The sequence below is a fragment of the Geodermatophilus sp. SYSU D00708 genome (genome assembly GCF_054050115.1).
In genome coordinates, this window is record NZ_JBJGYS010000045.1 from 12,118 (window position 1) to 30,113 (window position 17,996).

At 76.5% G+C, this 17,996-nt stretch carries 16 protein-coding genes; 14 read left to right on the forward strand and 2 right to left on the reverse strand.

From position 1 onward, the window contains the following. The first annotated feature begins 111 nt into the window (after positions 1-111). Genes steA through ACI79D_RS23720 form a run of 8 tightly spaced genes read left to right on the forward strand, consistent with a single transcriptional unit; the run spans position 112 to position 10,698 of the window. The gene (gene steA, locus ACI79D_RS23685) at positions 112-1,299 is read left to right on the forward strand and encodes a putative cytokinetic ring protein SteA (RefSeq protein WP_456920981.1); all 1,188 of its coding nucleotides are present in this window, start codon (positions 112-114) and stop codon (positions 1,297-1,299) included. Further along, complete coding sequence (locus tag ACI79D_RS23690; RefSeq protein ID WP_456920982.1) at positions 1,296-2,243, forward strand: copper transporter; 948 nt, start codon at positions 1,296-1,298, stop codon at positions 2,241-2,243. Before steA ends, ACI79D_RS23690 begins: the two co-directional genes overlap by 4 nt. After that, positions 2,240-3,094 (forward strand): hypothetical protein, encoded by an 855-nt coding sequence (locus ACI79D_RS23695; RefSeq protein ID WP_456920983.1) that lies wholly within the window; start codon positions 2,240-2,242, stop codon positions 3,092-3,094. The genes ACI79D_RS23690 and ACI79D_RS23695 overlap by 4 nt, the downstream gene beginning before the upstream one ends. Further along, complete coding sequence (gene murJ, locus ACI79D_RS23700; protein ID WP_456920984.1) at positions 3,091-4,782, forward strand: murein biosynthesis integral membrane protein MurJ; 1,692 nt, start codon at positions 3,091-3,093, stop codon at positions 4,780-4,782. The genes ACI79D_RS23695 and murJ overlap by 4 nt, the downstream gene beginning before the upstream one ends. Continuing rightward, positions 4,775-5,923 (forward strand): glycosyltransferase family 4 protein, encoded by a 1,149-nt coding sequence (locus ACI79D_RS23705; protein WP_456920985.1) that lies wholly within the window; start codon positions 4,775-4,777, stop codon positions 5,921-5,923. The genes murJ and ACI79D_RS23705 overlap by 8 nt, the downstream gene beginning before the upstream one ends. After that, positions 5,920-8,382, forward strand: coding sequence for a hypothetical protein (locus ACI79D_RS23710; protein ID WP_456920986.1), 2,463 nt, complete (start codon positions 5,920-5,922; stop codon positions 8,380-8,382). Before ACI79D_RS23705 ends, ACI79D_RS23710 begins: the two co-directional genes overlap by 4 nt. Further along, the gene (locus ACI79D_RS23715; protein WP_456920987.1) at positions 8,351-10,099 is read left to right on the forward strand and encodes a CTP synthase; all 1,749 of its coding nucleotides are present in this window, start codon (positions 8,351-8,353) and stop codon (positions 10,097-10,099) included. The genes ACI79D_RS23710 and ACI79D_RS23715 overlap by 32 nt, the downstream gene beginning before the upstream one ends. Further along, complete coding sequence (locus tag ACI79D_RS23720; protein ID WP_456920988.1) at positions 10,099-10,698, forward strand: NUDIX domain-containing protein; 600 nt, start codon at positions 10,099-10,101, stop codon at positions 10,696-10,698. Before ACI79D_RS23715 ends, ACI79D_RS23720 begins: the two co-directional genes overlap by 1 nt. A 106-nt stretch (positions 10,699-10,804) precedes the next feature. Here the strand turns inward: ACI79D_RS23720 and ACI79D_RS23725 are convergent, their stop codons facing one another. Continuing rightward, positions 10,805-11,473, reverse strand: a complete 669-nt coding sequence (locus tag ACI79D_RS23725; RefSeq protein ID WP_456920989.1) for a hypothetical protein — start codon at positions 11,471-11,473, stop codon at positions 10,805-10,807. Positions 11,474-11,522: 49 nt separating this feature from the next. Beyond that, complete coding sequence (locus ACI79D_RS23730; protein ID WP_456920990.1) at positions 11,523-12,143, reverse strand: hypothetical protein; 621 nt, start codon at positions 12,141-12,143, stop codon at positions 11,523-11,525. A gap of 214 nt (positions 12,144-12,357) precedes the next feature. Between ACI79D_RS23730 and ald the strand changes: the two genes are divergently transcribed. From ald to scpB, 6 genes are all read left to right on the forward strand, one after another. After that, complete coding sequence (gene ald / locus ACI79D_RS23735; protein WP_456920991.1) at positions 12,358-13,473, forward strand: alanine dehydrogenase; 1,116 nt, start codon at positions 12,358-12,360, stop codon at positions 13,471-13,473. Continuing rightward, positions 13,470-14,417, forward strand: a complete 948-nt coding sequence (gene xerD / locus ACI79D_RS23740; protein ID WP_456920996.1) for a site-specific tyrosine recombinase XerD — start codon at positions 13,470-13,472, stop codon at positions 14,415-14,417. Before ald ends, xerD begins: the two co-directional genes overlap by 4 nt. Before the next feature lie 213 nt (positions 14,418-14,630). Then, positions 14,631-15,539 (forward strand): ParA family protein, encoded by a 909-nt coding sequence (locus ACI79D_RS23745; protein ID WP_456920992.1) that lies wholly within the window; start codon positions 14,631-14,633, stop codon positions 15,537-15,539. A 73-nt stretch (positions 15,540-15,612) separates the two neighbouring features. After that, the gene (locus ACI79D_RS23750; protein WP_456920993.1) at positions 15,613-16,131 is read left to right on the forward strand and encodes a hypothetical protein; all 519 of its coding nucleotides are present in this window, start codon (positions 15,613-15,615) and stop codon (positions 16,129-16,131) included. Positions 16,132-16,263: 132 nt separating this feature from the next. After that, complete coding sequence (locus ACI79D_RS23755) at positions 16,264-17,091, forward strand: segregation and condensation protein A (protein ID WP_456920994.1); 828 nt, start codon at positions 16,264-16,266, stop codon at positions 17,089-17,091. Next, on the forward strand, positions 17,088-17,897 hold the full coding sequence (gene scpB / locus ACI79D_RS23760; protein ID WP_456920995.1) for an SMC-Scp complex subunit ScpB: 810 nt from the start codon (positions 17,088-17,090) through the stop codon (positions 17,895-17,897). Before ACI79D_RS23755 ends, scpB begins: the two co-directional genes overlap by 4 nt. The last annotated feature ends 99 nt before the right edge of the window (positions 17,898-17,996 follow it).

Genomic DNA, 17,996 nt, shown 5'->3' on the forward strand with positions numbered 1-17,996 from the left:
GCGATCCCCGTGGTGTCGGACACTCAGCGTGAGCGAGACGTTGCACACGTGCGCCGCGGAGGACGCGAGTCGGTGGGCGGCCCCCCTCCGGCACCGTGGGAGAGTGCAGGGATGCGCATCGGTTCCCTGCGTCGCGGCCGGGCTCCCGAGGCGGCCCCCGGCGTGACCGGCACCGTGCGGCTGGACCGCCGCACGAAGAACCTCACCAAGCGGCTGCGGCCCGGCGACATCGCCGTGATCGACCACGTCGACATCGACCGGGTCAGCGCCGACTCCCTCGTCGCCTGCCGGGTCGCTGCTGTGGTCAACGCCTCGGCCAGCATCTCCGGCCGCTACCCCAACCTCGGTCCCGAGATCCTCACCAACGCCGGCATCCCGCTGGTCGACGGTGTCGGCAAGGACGTGCTCGCCGCGGTCAAGGAGGGGACCCACGCCCGCCTCGACGGCAACCGCCTGGTGCTCGACGACGGCACCGTCGTCGCCGAGGGCACCGAGCAGACCCCGGAGACGATCGCCGAGGCGATGGCCGAGGCCAAGGCGGGCCTGTCGACCCAGTTGGAGGCGTTCGCCACCAACACGATGGAGTACATGAAGCGCGAGCGCGCGCTGCTGCTCGACGGCGTCGGCGTGCCCGACGTCGCCACGCAGATCGAGGGCCGGCACGTCCTCGTGGTCGTCCGCGGCTACGACTACAAGGAGGACCTGCAGGCGCTGCGGTCCTACATCCGCGACTACCGGCCGGTGCTCATCGGCGTGGACGGCGGGGCCGACGCGCTCAAGGAGGCCGGCTACCAGCCGGACATGATCATCGGCGACATGGACTCGGTGAGCGACGACGTGCTGCGCTCCGGCGCCGAGGTCGTCGTCCACGCCTACGCCGACGGGCGCGCCCCCGGCCTGGCCCGCGTCCAGGACCTCGGCGTCGACGCGATCACCTTCCCGGCCGCGGCGACCAGCGAGGACATCGCGATGCTGCTGGCCGACGAGAAGGGCGCCAAGCTCATCGTCGCCGTCGGCACCCACGCCACCCTCGTCGAGTTCCTGGACAAGGGCCGCGGGGGCATGGCCTCCACCTTCCTCACCCGGCTGCGGCTGGGCGGCAAGCTCGTCGACGCCAAGGGCGTGAGCCGGCTCTACCGCAGCCGCATCTCGACGACCGCGCTGGTCATCCTGGTGCTCGCCGCCTTCATCGCCATCGGGTCGGCCCTCGCGGTCTCGGCAGCCGGCCGGGTCTACTTCGACCTGCTGCTCGACCAATGGAACAGCTTCGTGTTCTGGCTGGAGAACCTCTTCTCGTGATCGACTTCCGCTACCACCTGGTCTCGCTGATCGCGGTGTTCCTGGCCGTCGCCCTCGGCATCGTCATCGGCACCACGGCGCTCAACCAGCCGATCCTCGCCGACCTCGAGACCCAGGTGGGCGCGCTGACGCAGGACAAGCGCGACCTGGAGGACTCCAACCAGGCCCTGCAGGCCCAGCTGGACTCCGGCGACGCCTTCGAGGAGGCGGTCGCCCCTGCCCTGGTGGCGCGCAGCCTCGAGGGCCGCAGCGTCGTCCTCGTCGTCACCGGCGAGGAGGTCGCCGCCGACACCGTCGACGAGGTCTCGACCCTGGTCGGCCAGGCCGGCGGCACGGTGACCGGCACCGTCCAGCTCCAGCCCGAGTACACCGACCCGGCGACGGCCAGCAGCCTGCAGAGCTACGTCACGGGCCCCGGGCTGCCGACCGGCATCACCCTCCCCGAGACCGACGACACCGGCCAGCTCGTGGCCGCGCTCCTGTCCCAGGTGCTCATGCGCCCGACCGCCGGGGAGGCGCCGGACACCGCCGCGCTCTCCTCGGTGCTCGCCGGCCTGTCCGCGCTCGAGGTGCTCACCCAGGAGTCGCCGGCGGTGACCCCGGCCGACTACGCCGTCGTCCTCACCGCCGGGGACTTCCCCGAGGAGGAGGCCGAGGAGCGCACCGGCACCCTGGTCGACCTGGCCCTGGCCCTCGACGCCCGCGGCTCCGGCGCGGTCGTCGCCGGGGACACGCCGTCGGCCCGCGGGACCGGGCTGGTCGGCGTGATCCGGGCCGACCCCGAGACCTCTGCCGCGGTGTCCACCGTCGACAACGTCCAGGCCGCTGCCGGCCGGATCAGCACGGTGCTCGCGCTGACCCGCGAGCGCGAGGGCACCTCGGGCAAGTACGGCACCAGCGAGGACACCCAGCCGGTGCCGCCGGTCCCGGCCGCGACCCCGTGACCCGCCGCGCGGACGGCGGCGCGCGGCGCCGGCTGCTGCTCGCGCTCGGCGGCGCGGCCGCGGCGCGGCTGGGCCTGGCGGCGGGGGCCGCGGTCACCGCCCGCCCGGCCGGGGCGCCGTGGCGGCGCACCAACTACGCCGGCCGGCCGGTCACCCTGCTCGGCGGCCCCGCGCTGGCGGCCGCCGCCACGGGCGGCGCGGTCGCCGGCGCCCTCCCCGGGTGGCGCGCCGCGGCCGCGGTCGCCGGCACCGTCTCCGGACTCGTCGGCGGCTACGACGACCTCGCCGGGGCGCGACCCGAGCAGGCCCGCGACAAGGGGCTGGCCGGTCACCTGCGCGCACTGCGGGCCGGGCGCGTCTCGGCCGGGGCGGTCAAGGTCGCCGGCATCGGCGCCGCCGCCGCGGCCGCCGCGCTGCTGACCGGGCGGGAGCGGGGCGCCGGCGGGCTGGCCGACGCCGTCCTCACCACCGGGTTGGTCGCCGGCACGGCGAACCTGGTGAACCTGCTCGACCTGCGCCCCGGGCGGGCGGCCAAGGCCGCGAGCCTGGTCGCCGCCGCCGGCCTGGGGGGGCCGGCCGGCTCCCTGGTCGCCGGACCGCTCGGTGCGAGCCTGGCGGTCCTGCCCGCCGACCTCGGCGAGCGGGTCATGCTCGGCGACTGCGGCGCCAACGCCGTCGGCGCGCTGCTCGGCCTGCGGCTGGCCGCGCTGCCGGGACGCCCGGCCCGCGCCGGCCTCCTCGCCGGCGTCGTGGCGCTGACCCTGGCCAGCGAGAAGGTCAGCTTCACCCAGGTCATCGAGGCCACGCCGGGGCTGCGGGAACTGGACCGGCTCGGCCGCCGGCCGGCGTGAGCGAGCTCGTGGAGGCAGCGAGCCGCACCTCGGCAGCCGACGAGCCCCGGCGAGGAGGCCGGGCACGCCGCCGGCGGCTGGCGTCCGGCGTGGCCGGTGCCGCCGCGCTGATCGCCGTCCTCACGATCCTGGCGCGGCTGGCAGGGTTCGGCCGGACGCTGGTGTTCACCAACGCCGTCGGCGCCGACAGCACCGGCGACACCTACGTGGCGGCCAACAACGTCCCCAACATCGTCTTCGAGGTGGTCGCCGGCGGCGCGCTGGCCAGCCTCGTCGTCCCGATGCTGGCCGGGGGGATCGCCTCCGGCGACCGGGAGCAGGTGCGGCGCACCGCCTCGGCGCTGCTCGGCTGGAGCCTGCTGGTCCTCACCCCGCTGGCCGTGCTGGTCGCGGTGCTGGCCGAGCCGATCGCCCGGGCGCTGCTCGGCGGCGCGGACCCCGTCGAGGTCGACCTCGCCGCCCGGTTCCTGCTGGTCTTCGCGCCGCAGATCGTGCTGTACGGCATCGGCATCGTGCTGACCGGCGTGTTGCAGGCGCATCGCCGGTTCGGCGGCCCGGCGCTGGCGCCGCTGCTGTCCAGCGTCGTGGTCGCGGCGGCGTACCTGACCTTCGCGGCCATCGGCGGCAGCCGGTCGGCCGAGGACCTGTCGACCCCGGCGGAGCTGGTCCTCTCGGTGGGGACGACGCTGGGCGTGGCCGCCCTGTCGTTGAGCCTGCTCGTGCCGCTGCGGGGGCTGCGGCTGGGCCTGCGCCCGTCGCTGCGCTTCCCGGTCGGCGCCGCGCCCCGGGTGCGGCGGCTGGCGGTGGCCGGCGTGCTCACCCTCGCCGGGCAGCAGCTGGTCGCGGTGGTCGCGATCCGGCTGGCCAGCGCCGGCGCCCCGGACGGCACGCAGGTGGTCTACACGGCCGGGCTGACGCTGTTCCTCGTGCCCTGGGCGGCGCTGGCCGTGCCGCTGGCCACCTCCACCTACCCGGGCCTGGCCGAGCGCGCCGAGTCCGGGGACGAGGCCGGTTTCCGCCGCGCGCTGGCCCCGGTCACCGTCCTCGTGGTGGTCGGCTCGCTCGCCGCCGCGGCGGTGCTGGTCGCGGTGTCCGGCCCCATGGCGCGGGTCTTCCTGGCCGCCGAGCCGCCGGTCCAGGTCGCCGCGCTGCGGGACACGATCATCGCCTTCGCGCCCGGCCTGCTCGGCTACGGGCTGGTCGCGCTGCTCACCCGCGCCCTCTACGCCCGCGGCCGGTGGAAGGCGCCCACCGTCTGCGTGCTCGGCGGCTGGCTGCTCGCGGTCGCCGCCGACGTCGTCCTCGCCGGGGTGCTGCCGGCGTCCTCCCGCGGAGTGGCGCTGGGCGCCGGCCACACGGTCGGGGTGACCGTCGCCGGCCTCGCGCTGCTCGCCGTCGTCGCCCGCGAGGTCGGCCCGGCCGGGCTCACCGGGGTGCTGCGGACCGGCGTCCCGGCCCTGCTCGCCGCCGGGCTGGGCGCCGCGGCCGGGCTCGCCGTCGCCCGCCTGCTGGGTGCCGACCCCGTCGCCGAGGGCGGCCTGGTCGGCGTCGTCGGAGCCGGCGTCCTCGCCGCGGCGGCTGCCGTCGTCGTCGCGGCGGCGGTCATGATGGGCACGGCGCGGCGTCCGCTGCGGGCGGCCGTGCGCGGGCTGCGAACGTCGGATCGGCAGGAGGTGCACGGTGGCTGAGCCGCTGCCGCTGGCGGGCCGCCGGGTCGCCGAGGTGCTGGCGACCAGCACCGGGGGCGTCGGTACGCACGTGCGCGCCGTGCTCCCCGCGCTGATGGCGGCCGGCTCCGCTGCCGGGGTCTGCGGGCCCGCGGCGACCGAGCGGCTGTTCGCCTTCACCGCCACCGGTGCCCGGTTCGCGCCGGTGGAGATCTCCGCCGGGCTGGCCCCGCTGGCCGACGCCCGCGCCGTGACCGCGCTGCGGCGGGCCACCGCCGATGCCGACCTGGTGCACGCCCACGGGCTCCGGGCCGGGCTGGTGGCCGCCGCGGCCCGCCGGCTGGGCGACCGGAGCCGGCCGCTGGTCCTCACGCTGCACAACGCGCTGCCCGAGGGCGGCGGGGTCAAGCGGCGGGTGCTGGCCGTCGCCGAGCGGGCCACGATTCGCAGCGCCGACGTGGTCCTGGCCGCCTCGGGCGACCTCGCCGACAACGCCTGGCGGCAGGGCGCCCGCGACGTGCGCGTCGCCCCGGTGTCCGCGCCGCCGCTGCCCGCTCCCGTCCGGACGCGCGAGCAGGTCCGCGCCGAGCTGGGCCTGGCCGACGGCCGCCCCCTGGTGGTCGCCGTCGGCCGGCTGCACCCGCAGAAGGGCTACGACGTCCTGCTCGACGCCGCCGCCCGGTGGGCCGGGGACCCGCGGCTGCCGGCCGCGCCGCTGGTCGCCGTCGCCGGGGACGGCCCGCTGCACGAGGAGCTCGACCGGCGGATCGCCGTCGAGCGGCTGCCCGTCGTCCTGCTCGGCCGGCGCCGCGAGGTCGCCGACCTGCTGGCCGCCGCCGACCTCGCGGTGCTGCCCTCCCGCTGGGAGGCGCGCTCCCTGACCGCGCAGGAGGCGCTGCGGTCGGGCACGCCGCTGGTCGCCACCCGCACGGGCGGGCTGCCCGAGCTGCTCGGCGACGGCGCGGAACTGGTGCCGGTCGGGGATGCCGCCGCGCTCGCCGACGCCGTCGCCGGCCTGCTCGCCGACCCCGAGCGGGCCCGCCGGCTGGCCGAGGCGGGCACCCGCCAGGCCGCCAGCTGGCCCGACGAGGCGGCCACGGCCCGGCAGCTGGTGGCCGTCTACCGGGAGCTGCTCGGACCACCGGAGGCCGGCGCCCGATGAGCCCGGTCGCGCGAGGCGGAGCCCGCTGCGCAGCCCTGCTGCTCGCGGTCCTCGCCGTGCTGCTGACCGTCGCCGGCGGCGCGGCCGCGGCCCCGGCCGGCGAGGCGGCCGCCGACCGCGTCCTCGTCGTCGGCGTGCCCGGCCTGGTGTGGAGCGACGTCGACCCGGAGACGACCCCGCAGCTGTGGGCGCTGGCCGAGCGCTCGCCGATCTCCGCGGTGTCGGTCCGCGCCGCCCGGGCCACCAGCTGCCTGCTCGACGGGTGGGCCACCCTGGGCGCCGGCAACCGCGCCCGCTTCCCGGCGCCGGACGAGTCGGTGCCGCCCGTGCCGCTGCCGACGGTCCCGCTGCCCGGCGAGACCCCTGGCGCGGACCCCGACCCGGCCGATCCGGGAGCTCCGCCCGGGGACGACGCGGTGCCCGAGGAGCAGGTGCCCCCGGTGCCGCCGGCCAGCCCCGCGCTGTCGCACTGCGGGCTGCAGGAGCGGCTTGCCGCGGAGGGGCTGGCCGATCCGCAGTCGGCGGTCGCCGCGGTCGCCGGCGACGAGAGCACCGCCCGGTTCGGCGCCGAGCCTGCGGCGCTGGGCAGCGCGGTCGGCTGTGCCACCGTGGTGGGCCGCGCCCCGGCGCTGGCCGTCGCCGCGCCGGGGGTGGCGCTGTCGCAGACCGACGCGCTCCCGACCGACCCCGTCCTGGTCGGGGAGCTGCTGACCGGCTGCCCGCTCACCCTGGTCTCGCTCGACGCGCTGGTCGACGCGGGCGAGCCGGCGCTGGAGGGCAGCGACACCGGGACCGAGCCGCAGCCGCGGGCCACCGCCCTGGCGCTCATCGACGCCGCCGTCGGCCGGCTGGTCGAGGCGGTGGCGGCCGCACCGGGGGAGACGCTGCTCCTGCTGCAGGGGATCTCCGAGGTCAACGACGGCCGGCCGCAGCTGCACGTGGGCATCGCGTCGGGCCCCGGCCTGGACGACCCCGGCTGGCTCACCTCGGCCAGCACCGGCCGGGCGCCCTACACCCAGCTCATCGACGTCGCCCCGACCGTGCTCGACGCGCTGGGCCTGGCCGAGCCGTCCTCGATGAACGGCCAGCCGCTGGGGGCGGGCGGGGAGCGGCCGGAGCTCGCCGAGGCGGTCGGCGTCCTCGACCAGGCCAACACCGCGGCCGCGGTGCACTACCGCAGCACCGGGGCGTTCTTCTGGGGCCTGGTGCTGGCCGACGCCGCCGTCGTCGCGCTGGGGCTGCTGGTGGCCGGGGGCCGCCGTCGCGGCCGGGCGCCGCGGCCGGTGGGGGAGCGGCTGCGCGGCGCCGTCCGGCCGGTCGCGCTGGGGGTCGCGGCGCTGCCGGTGGCCACCTACCTGGCCGGGCTGCTGCCCTGGGAGCGGGCCGGGGCGCCCCGGCTGGCGCTGGCCGGCGCGGTGGTCGTCGCCGCGCTCGCCGTCCTGGCCGTCGCCGCGCTGGGCCCGTGGCGCACCTCCCGGCTGGGGCCGCCGGCCGCCGTCCTCGCGATCACCCTCGCCACGCTGGTGGGCGACGTGCTGACCGGGTCGCACCTGGAGCTCAACGGCCTGCTGGGCTACGACGCGATCGTCGCCGGCCGGTTCACCGGCTACGGCAACCTCACCTTCGGCCTGCTGTCGGTCAGCGCGTTGCTGCTGACCGCGGCCGCGGCGACGGCGGCCGGACGGCGGGCCCCCGCCGGCCGGAGCCGGGCCGTCGTGGCCGGCACCGTGCTGGGCGCGGGCGTGCTCACCGTGCTGGTGATCGGCGCGCCGTCCCTCGGCCGGGACTTCGGCGGCGTGCTCGCCGCGCTGCCGGGGTTCGTGCTGCTGGCCATGCTGCTCACCCGCACCCGGGTGACGGTGTCCCGGCTGGTCGCCGTCCTGGCGCTGGCCGTCGTCGCGGTGAGCACGCTCGCGGTGGTCGACTGGCTGCGCCCGGCGGCCGAGCGCAGCCACCTGGGCCGGTTCGTCGAGCAGGTGCTCACCGGCGAGGCGTGGACGGTGGTCAGCCGCAAGGCCGAGGCCAACCTGGGCATCCTGCTCGGTAGCCCGCTGGCCTGGATGCTGCCGGTGGCGCTGGTGGCGGCGGTGTGGCTGGTCCGCCCGGGCGGGGGACGGTGGGCGGGCCTGCTGCCCGGTCCACTCCGCGGGCCCGGGCTGCTGCGCGGCCGGGCCGACCTCCTGCCGGCCGGCGACCTGACCGCGCTGCGGGCCGGGCTGGTGGCCGCCGCGCTGAGCCTGGCGGTCGGCGCGGCGGCCAACGACTCCGGCGTGGCGCTGCCGGCGACGGGGGCGTCCCTGCTGGTCCCGCTGCTGGTCTGGCTGGCGGCCGCGCCGCGCGCGAGCGGCACCGAGGCGCGAGAGGTGGCCGACGGCACGCCCGGTCCCGACCCGGTCGCGGGCCCCGACCGTGTTACGGTCGTCTCCCGTGGATCGACCGTCTGGAACGCGGAACAGTAACTACGGGCCCGGGGGTCTCCTCCACAACTCGCAGCCGACGAAGTTCGTCTTCGTCACCGGCGGTGTTGTGTCCTCCCTCGGCAAGGGCCTGACGGCCAGCTCCCTCGGAGCGCTCCTGTCCAGCCGTGGCCTGCGGGTCACCATGCAGAAGCTGGACCCCTACCTCAACGTCGACCCCGGGACGATGAACCCGTTCCAGCACGGCGAGGTCTTCGTCACCGAGGACGGCGCCGAGACCGACCTCGACATCGGCCACTACGAGCGGTTCCTCGACACCGACCTGACCGGCCGGGCCAACGTCACCACCGGCCAGGTCTACAGCGACGTGATCGCCAAGGAGCGCCGCGGCGAGTACCTCGGCGACACCGTGCAGGTCATCCCGCACATCACCAACGAGATCAAGGGGCGCATCCTCGCCGGCGCCGACCAGGACGAGGACGGCCGCCGGGTCGACGTCGTCATCACCGAGATCGGCGGCACCGTCGGCGACATCGAGTCGCTGCCGTTCCTCGAGGCCGCGCGCCAGGTGCGGCACGAGATCGGCCGGGACAACTGCTTCTTCCTGCACATCTCGCTGGTGCCCTACATCGCGCCGTCCGGTGAGCTGAAGACCAAGCCGACCCAGCACTCGGTGGCCGCGCTGCGCAGCATCGGCATCCAGCCCGACGCGCTGGTCTGCCGGTCGGACCGGGAGATCGGCACCGGGCTCAAGCGCAAGATCAGCCTGATGTGCGACGTCGACGCCGAGGGCGTCATCTCCTGCCCCGACGCGCCGTCGATCTACGACATCCCCAAGGTGCTGCACCGCGAGGGCCTCGACGCCTACGTCGTGCGCCGGCTGGGCCTGCCCTTCCGGGACGTCGACTGGACCGTCTGGGGCGACCTGCTCGACCGGGTGCACGCGCCCAAGCAGACGGTGACCATCGGGCTGGTCGGCAAGTACATCGACCTGCCCGACGCCTACCTCTCGGTGACCGAGGCGCTGCGGGCCGGCGGCTTCGCGCACCGCAGCCGGGTGGAGATCCGCTGGGTGCCCTCCGACGACTGCGAGACCCCCGAGGGGGCCGAGCGGGCGCTGGCCGGCGTCGACGGGATCTGCATCCCGGGCGGCTTCGGCGTGCGCGGCATCGAGGGCAAGCTCGGCGCCATCCGGTTCGCCCGCGTCAACGGCGTCCCGCTGCTGGGGCTGTGCCTGGGCCTGCAGTGCATGGTCATCGAGACCGCGCGCAACCTCGCCGGGCTGCCGGAGGCCAACTCCACCGAGTTCGACCCGGACACCCCCGACGCGGTCATCGCGACCATGGCCAGCCAGGTCGACGTCGTCGCCGGGCAGCGGGACATGGGCGGCACGATGCGGCTGGGCAGCTACCCGGCCAGCCTGCAGAAGGGCTCGGTCGCGGCCGAGGCCTACGGCAGCACCGACATCACCGAGCGGCACCGGCACCGGTACGAGGTGTCCAACGCCTACCGGGACAAGCTGGGCGCGGCCGGGCTGGTCTTCTCCGGCACCTCGCCCGACGGCCTGCTGGTGGAGTTCGCCGAGCTGCCGCGGGAGGTCCACCCGTTCTTCGTCGGCACCCAGGCCCACCCGGAGCTCAAGAGCCGCCCCACCCGGCCGCACCCGCTGTTCGCCGCGTTCGTGCAGGCCGCGATCGACTTCTCCGAGTCCGCGCGGCTGCCGGTGCCGGTCGACGAGGCGGAGAAGGTGGGCATCTAGTGGTGGAGCCCGCCCGGCCCGGGGACTACGAGGTCGTCGCCAGCGAGACGCTGCACGAGGGCCGGATCATCACGCTGGTCCGCGACACCGTCGCCATGCCCGGCGGCGGCACGAGCGACCGTGAGGTGGTCCGGCACATCGGCGCGGTCTGCGTCGCCGCCCTGGACGACGAGGACCGGATCGTGATGGTCCGCCAGTACCGGCACCCGGTCGGCGGCTACCTGTGGGAGCTGCCGGCCGGCCTGCGCGACGCCGACGGGGAGGCCCCGCTGGCGACGGCGCAGCGGGAGCTGGCCGAGGAGGCCGGCCTCTCCGCGGAGCGGTGGTCGCTGCTGGTCAACAACTACAGCACCCCCGGCTTCTGCAGCGAGCAGGTGCTGATCTACCTCGCCGAGGGGCTGTCGGAGGCCGACCGGCCGGAGGGCTTCGTCGTCGAGCACGAGGAGCTGGACATGACCGTGGAGCGGGTGCCGCTCGCCGACGCGGTCGCCCGGGTGTTCTCCGGCGGGATCCGCAACGCCTCGGCGGTGATCGGGGTGCTCGCCGCGGCGCAGGTGCGGGCCACCAAGCCCGAGCTGCGCCCGGCCGACGCCGAGTAGCCGCGCGCGTCCCCCGACTGCGTGCGCGGATCGGCAGGCCCCGCGCCGGGACCTGCCGATCCGCGCACCCGGTCGCCCGGCGCTGGGGCCGCTCGGGTCCTGGGCCTCAGCCGATGACGACGGGCTGGGTCGTCCCCACCTGCACCCAGCGCGCCGCCCAGCGGCCGAGCACCTCCTCCTCCAGCCAGAAGACGTAGGTCCCGCCGCGCTCCAGGCCGGCGAACCGCACGGTCACCTGTTCGCAGCCCTCGACCTGGGCGGCGACCTGCGTCGGGGGCTCGGCCTGGGCGCCGGGCACGAGCCGCTGGCTGACCGCCTGCACTCGGTAGCGCTGCACGTCGTCGTCGCTGTCGGCCGGCCAGGTGAGGGTGGCCGTCCCCGGCCCGGGCACGACCGTGGGCAGGATGCGGCGCGGGTAGGCGTTGCTGCCGCACGTCGCCGGGGGCGGCTCGGTCTCCATCGGCTTGCCGCGGGGCACGACCGGGTGCGGCACGTCCAGGTCGACCCCGCGCGGAGCGACCGGCGCGGGACCGGTGGCGATGACGGGCGGCTCGACGACCGGCTCCGGAGCCGGCGCGAGCGTCGCCGCCGGCGGGGTCACCGGCTGCGGGACCGAGGGCCGCGAGGGGCCGGTGACCGCGGCGAGCTGGGCGGCGAGCGAGCCGGCCGGCGCGCTCAACGCGACCAGGCCGACGGCCAGCACGCCGACGGCGGTGCCGTACCGGCCGTCGCGCCGCCGTCCCCGTCCCCGTCGCCGTCCCGCCGATCCGGCCATGAACCGCCTCCCGTGTCCGGGGGAGTCATCGGCACGGGCGGGGCCGTCCTCAACGCCAACCGGGAACCGGCGCGGCCGCCGTGTCCGGGGCGGCGAGGCCCAGCCGGTCGAGCTCGAGGCGGGCCAGCGACCGCGTGGCGTCCGGGTCGCCGGCGCGCCAGGCCGCCGCGGTGCCCGGGGGCAGCGCGGCCAGCCGGGACAGCGGGGCGGTGGCCAGCGCCCGTGCGGCCAGCACCTCGGGGTCGACCTCCCGCGCGGCGCGGGCCTCCCGCACCCAGCCCAGCCGCCAGGGCGCCCAGCGCAGCAGCAGCCAGCCCACCGGCAGCAGCACGAGGACGACGGCCAGCACCGCGGCCAGCGTGCCGACGGCGTCCTGTGCGGCCTGGCCCGCCCCGCCGACGGAGCTGCCGGCGCTGCCCAGCGCGTCGAACGGGCGCGCCAGGTCGTCGCCGACCACCGGGACGTCCCCGGCCGCCTCGGCCGCCGACGCCATGCTCCCGGCCACGGACGCGCCGAGGTCCTCCACCGCCCGGCCCGGTTCGGCCAGGGCGAGGACCGCGCCGTGCACCACGCGGGCCACGACCACCCACGCGACGGCCCAGGCCAGCAGGCCGAGGTCGGCCGCGAGCTGGCGGGCCCGGAGGTCGGGGCGGGCGGCGTACAGCGGCATGAGGGAGTCCTCCGGGTCGCGGGCGGGGTGCGGACCCCCTACCCGGACGCGGCGGCCGATCACCCGGCCAGGTGGCGCGGCACACGTCGCAGCCGGGCGGAGGGCCCGCGCCCCCCTAGACTCCGCGCGAGGCCCGCCCCGACCGGGCGGCCCAGACACGTGCGGGGCGTCCCGTCACCCTCGGGAGCCCCCGCCGGGACCAGGAGAGCGGACGATGCGGGTCGGGGTTCCCCGAGAGGTCAAGAACCGGGAGTACCGGGTGGCGCTCACCCCCGCCGGGGTGACCGAGCTGGTGCGGGCCGGGCACACGGTGCTGGTCGAGCGCGGGGCGGGGGAGGGGTCCTCCATCCCGGACGCCGACTACACCGCGGCCGGCGCGCGGACGCTCGCCGCAGCCGACGACGTCTGGGCCGAGGCCGACCTGCTGCTCAAGGTCAAGGAACCGGTCGCCGAGGAGTACGGGCGGCTGCGTGCCGGGCAGACGCTGTTCACCTACCTGCACCTGGCCGCCTCCAAGGAGTGCACCGACGCGCTGGTCACCTCCGGGACCACCGCGATCGCCTACGAGACGGTGCAGACCGCCGACGGCGCGCTGCCGCTGCTCGCGCCGATGTCGGAGGTGGCCGGCCGCATGGCGCCGCAGGTGGGCGCGCACAGCCTGGAGCGGGCGCACGGCGGGCGCGGGGTGCTGCTCGGCGGCGTCTCCGGGGTCTACGCGGCGAAGGTCGTGGTCATCGGCGCCGGGGTCTCCGGCATGAACGCCGCCGCCATCGCGCTGGGCATGCAGGCCGAGGTCGTCGTCCTGGACAAGGACATCGACAAGCTGCGCGCCGCCGACCGCATCTACCAGGGGCACCTGCAGACCGTGGCCTCCAACGCCTACGAGGTCGAGCGCGCCGTCCTGGACGCCGACCTGGTGATCGGCGCGGTCCTGGTGCCCGGTGCCAAGGCCCCGACGCTGGTGAGCAACGAGCTGGTGGCGCGGATGAAGCCCGGGTCGGTGCTGGTCGACATCGCCGTCGACCAGGGCGGGTGCTTCGAGGACACGCGGCCCACCACGCACGACGAGCCGACCTTCCGCGTGCACGACTCGGTGTTCTACTGCGTGGCGAACATGCCGGGCGCGGTGCCGAACACCTCGACCCACGCGCTGACCAACGTCACGCTGCCCTACGTCATGGCGCTGGCCAACGAGGGCACCGCGGCGGCGGTCCGCGCCGACCGCGCGCTCGCCCACGGGGTGAACGTCGTGGCCGGGCAGGTCGTGCTGCCCGAGGTGGCGCAGGCGCACGGCATGACCGCGGTCCCGCTCGAGGAGGTGCTCCGCTGACCGTCACCGCACCGCCGAGCGCCGTCGAACGGGTCGTCACCGGCTACCTCGACCACCTGACCGTCGAGCGCGGCCTGGCCGCGAACACGATCGCCTCCTACCGTCGCGACCTGCGCCGGTACACGGAGTTCCTGGAGACCGCGGGCGTGCGCGGGCTGGCCGAGGTGGCCGAGTCCGACGTCGCGGGGTTCCTCGCCGCGCTGCGCGAGGGGGACGACGAGCACCCGCCGCTGTCGGCGACGTCGGCGGCGCGCGCGGTGGTCGCCGTCCGCGGGCTGCACCGGTTCGCGCTGCTCGACGGCCTGGTCCCGGACGACGTCGCGCACGAGGTCCGCCCGCCCACGCCGGCGCGGCGGCTGCCCAAGGCGATCCCGGTCGAGTCGGTGGCGGCGCTGATCGAGGCCGCGGGCGCGGTCGAGGGCCCGCGCGGGCTGCGCGACCGGGCGCTGCTCGAGCTGCTCTACGGCACCGGCGCGCGCATCTCCGAGGCCGTCGGGCTCGCCGTCGACGACCTCGACCACGGCCAGGCGACGGTGCGGCTGGCCGGCAAGGGCGGCAAGCAGCGGGTGGTGCCGGTCGGCAGCTACGCGGTGCGCGCGGTGGAGGAGTACCTGGTGCGGGGCCGCCCGGCGCTGGCCGCGGCCGGCCGCTCCGGCGTCCGCGGCGCGCTGTTCCTCAACGCCCGCGGCGGCGCGCTGTCCCGGCAGAGCGCCTGGGCGATCCTGCGGACCTCCGCCGAGCGGGCGGGGCTCACGGCGGAGGTGTCCCCGCACACCCTGCGGCACTCGTTCGCCACCCACCTGCTCGACGGGGGCGCCGACGTCCGCGTCGTGCAGGAGCTGCTCGGCCACGCCTCGGTGACGACGACGCAGGTCTACACCCTGGTGACCGTCGACCGGCTGCGCGAGGTCTACGCCAGCAGCCATCCGCGAGCGCTGAGCTGACAGGCTGGCCACCACCGAATCGGCGCAGGTTGCCATGCCGTTCGGCTTGCGCGGTCACAGGAGTTGTCAGGGGTCGCCAAGTCGACACGGCACGCGGCGTGCCTCCGCGGCAAATCGCTGCCAGGTCCCTACCTTCGTGATCACCCGAGCGGCAGAACGGCTGACCGCACCGGCGACGAGCCGGGACGGGTACGAGGTGGAGGCAACAGACCGATGGCGATGCGAGGGGACGTGGCCGGTCAGGCCGTCGCGCTCCCGACCGACACCGGACCGGAGATGGGCGCCGCCGCCTCGCGGCTGGACCCTGCTCGCGCGCGGATGCGGCCCCTGCCCGACCCCAAGCCGCTGACGCAGCACGGGCCGGCCAAGATCATCGCGATGTGCAACCAGAAGGGCGGCGTCGGCAAGACGACGTCGACGATCAACCTGGGCGCGTCGCTGGTCGAGTACGGCCGCCGGGTGCTGCTCATCGACCTGGACCCGCAGGGTGCGCTGTCGGTGGGCCTGGGTGTGCCGGCGCAGAACATGGACCGCACCATCTACAACGCGCTCATGGAGCGGCGGACCTCGCTGCGCGACGTCCTCGTGCAGACCGAGATCGCCGGCCTGGACCTGGTGCCCAGCAACATCGACCTGTCCGCCGCCGAGGTGCAGCTGGTCAGCGAGGTCGCCCGCGAGCAGACCCTGCTGCGGGTCCTCGCCGACGTGCGCGACGACTACGACTACGTCCTCATCGACTGCCAGCCCTCGCTGGGCCTGCTCACGGTCAACGCGCTGACCGCGGCCCACGGCGTGGTCATCCCGCTGGAGTGCGAGTTCTTCTCGCTGCGCGGCGTGGCCCTGCTCGTCGACACGATCGAGAAGGTCAAGGAGCGGCTCAACCCGGACCTGGAGATCTCCGGGATCCTCGCCACGATGTACGACGCCCGCACGGTGCACTGCCGCGAGGTCTTCTCCCGCGTGGTCGAGGCGTTCGGCGACACGGTGTTCCAGACCGTCATCCAGCGCACCGTCCGCTTCCCGGAGACCACCGTCGCCGGGCAGCCCATCACCACCTGGGCGCCGACCTCCTCGGGTGCGTCCGCCTACCGCGACCTGGCCAAGGAGGTCCTGGCACTGTGAGCGAGCTCGCGAGCTCACCGACGAGCACAGCACGCTGCGTCGCGCTCCCGACGAGCGCCGGCGAGGAGGCAGCGTGACGCGGCGTCCCGTCCTGCCCGGTGCGGCCGAGCTGTTCCGCCGCACCGACACCGCGCCGGCCACCCCCGAGGTCACCGAGCTGCCCAGCATCAGCGCCACGGTGAGTTCCCCGGCGCTGCGCGGGGCCGGCGCCCGGCGTCCCGCGCCGGCCGAGCCGACCCCGGCCGAGACCACCGCGCCGCTGACGCTCGTCCCCGGCGGGGCGTCCGACTCCGCCGACGCGCTCGCGGCCTACCGGACGCCGCCGGCCCCGGCGCCGGTGGTCACGCCGTCGCGGCCGACCCGTGGCCGCGCCCAGCGCGCCGAGCGGGTCAAGCACGACGAGAAGATCACCGTCTACATCTCGGCCGAGGAGCTGCTCGCGCTGGAGAGCGCCCGGCTGTCGCTGCGGGCCGAGCACGGCGTGGCCGCCGACCGCGGTCGCATCGTGCGCGAGGCGATCGGCGTCCTGCTCGCTGACCTCTCCGAGCGCGGCGAGGACTCGGTGCTGGTCCGGCGGCTCAAGGGCCGCTGACCCGGCCCCGTCCCGAGGCTCACCCCGAGACTGCGAGAGAAAGGACCTTCCTGCCCCCCACCGCTCGCAGGCTCGCGGCGGGACCCTGCAGGAAGCCCAGGGTGGCGGGTCCTTTCTCTACCCTCGGGGGACGTGGAGACTCCCGGCGCGGCTTCCGAGACGACCCCGGAGGCCGCGCCGGGCCGCTTCACCGTCCGGCTGACCAACTTCGAGGGCCCGTTCGACCTGCTGCTGCAGCTCATCGGCAAGCACAAGCTCGACGTCACCGAGATCGCGCTGTCGAAGGTCACCGACGAGTTCATCGCCCACCTGCGCGCGCTCGGTGACCAGCTCGACCTCGACCAGGCCAGCGAGTTCCTGGTCGTCGCCTCGACACTGCTCGACCTCAAGGCCGCCCGGCTGCTGCCGGCCGCCGACGTCGAGGACGAGGACGACCTCGAGCTGCTGGAGGCCCGCGACCTGCTGTTCGCCCGCCTGCTGCAGTACCGGGCCTACAAGCAGGCCGCCGCGTTCCTCCGCGCGCGCGAGGCCGACGCGGTCCGCCGGTACCCGCGGGACGCCGGCCTCGAGCCGCGCTTCGCCGACCTGGTGCCCGAGGTGCTGCTGGGCGTGACCCCGGAGCAGTTCGCCGCGCTGGCCGCCCGGGCGCTCACACCCAAGGCCCCCGCGGTGGTCAGCGTGTCGCACCTGCACGCCCCGCCGGTCAGCGTCGCCGAGCAGCTGCTGCTGGTGCGCAACCAGCTGCTGACGGCCGGGACGGCGACCTTCCGGGCGCTGTCGGCCGACTGCGGGCACACGCTCGAGGTGGTGGCCCGCTTCCTGGCGCTGCTGGAGCTCTACCGCCAGCAGCGGGTGACCTTCGAGCAGCTGACCCCGCTCGGGGAGCTGCACGTGCGCTGGACCGGGGGCGACGAGCCCGACCCGGGCGACGACGAGGCCGCGGACGAGGAGTACCGATGAGTGAGGAGCGCCCGCCGGTCTCCTGGGAGGCGCTGGCCGCGGAGCTGGCGGCCACCCGGGAGGAGGCCGAGGAGCGGGAGGGTCCGGACCCCACGACGTGGGACGCCGTCGCCGCCGAGCTCGCCGCGCGGGTCGCCGACCGGGCGGCGCCGCCCGACGAGGCCGAGCCCGCGCCGGTGCCCGAGCCCGCGCCGCTGCCCCCGCCGGTGGCGGCCGCGCCCGAGCCCGAACCGGAGCCGGAACCCGAGCCCGAGCTCGACCCCGCGGCGCTGTGCGGGGGGCTGGAGGCGCTGCTGTTCGTCGTCGACACCCCCGTCGACGAGGTCACCCTGGCCGGCGCCCTGCGCTGCCCCGTGCCGCGGGTGCGCCGCCTGCTCGCCGAGCTCGCCGGGGACTACGACCGCCGCGGCGCCGGGATCACGCTGCGCCGGGTGGGGGAGGGGTGGCGGCTCTACACCCGCGAGGAGCACGCGCCCGTCGTCGAGCGCTACCTCGGCGAGGGCCAGCGCAGCCGGCTGACCCAGGCGGCGCTGGAGACGCTGGCGGTCATCGCCTACCGGCAGCCGGTCACGCGGGCCCGGGTCTCGGCCGTCCGCGGCGTCGGGGTGGACGGCGTCATGCGCACGCTCATCGCCCGCGGGCTGGTGCACGAGGTGGGCACCGACCCCGACAGCGGCGGCGGGCTGTACGCGACCACGCCGCTGTTCCTGGAGCGGCTCGGGCTGGCCGGCCTCGACGAGCTGCCCGAGCTCGGACCGCTGCTGCCCGAGGCGTCGTCCCTCCTCGACGAGCACCCCGACGCCTGAGCGGGGCCGGCGGGCCGTGCGGGCGTTCCTCGCGGGTTGCCGGTCCTGCAGCACCGGCATTGGACGAGGAACCCCGGCAATGCCCCGCAGGAGGCGACA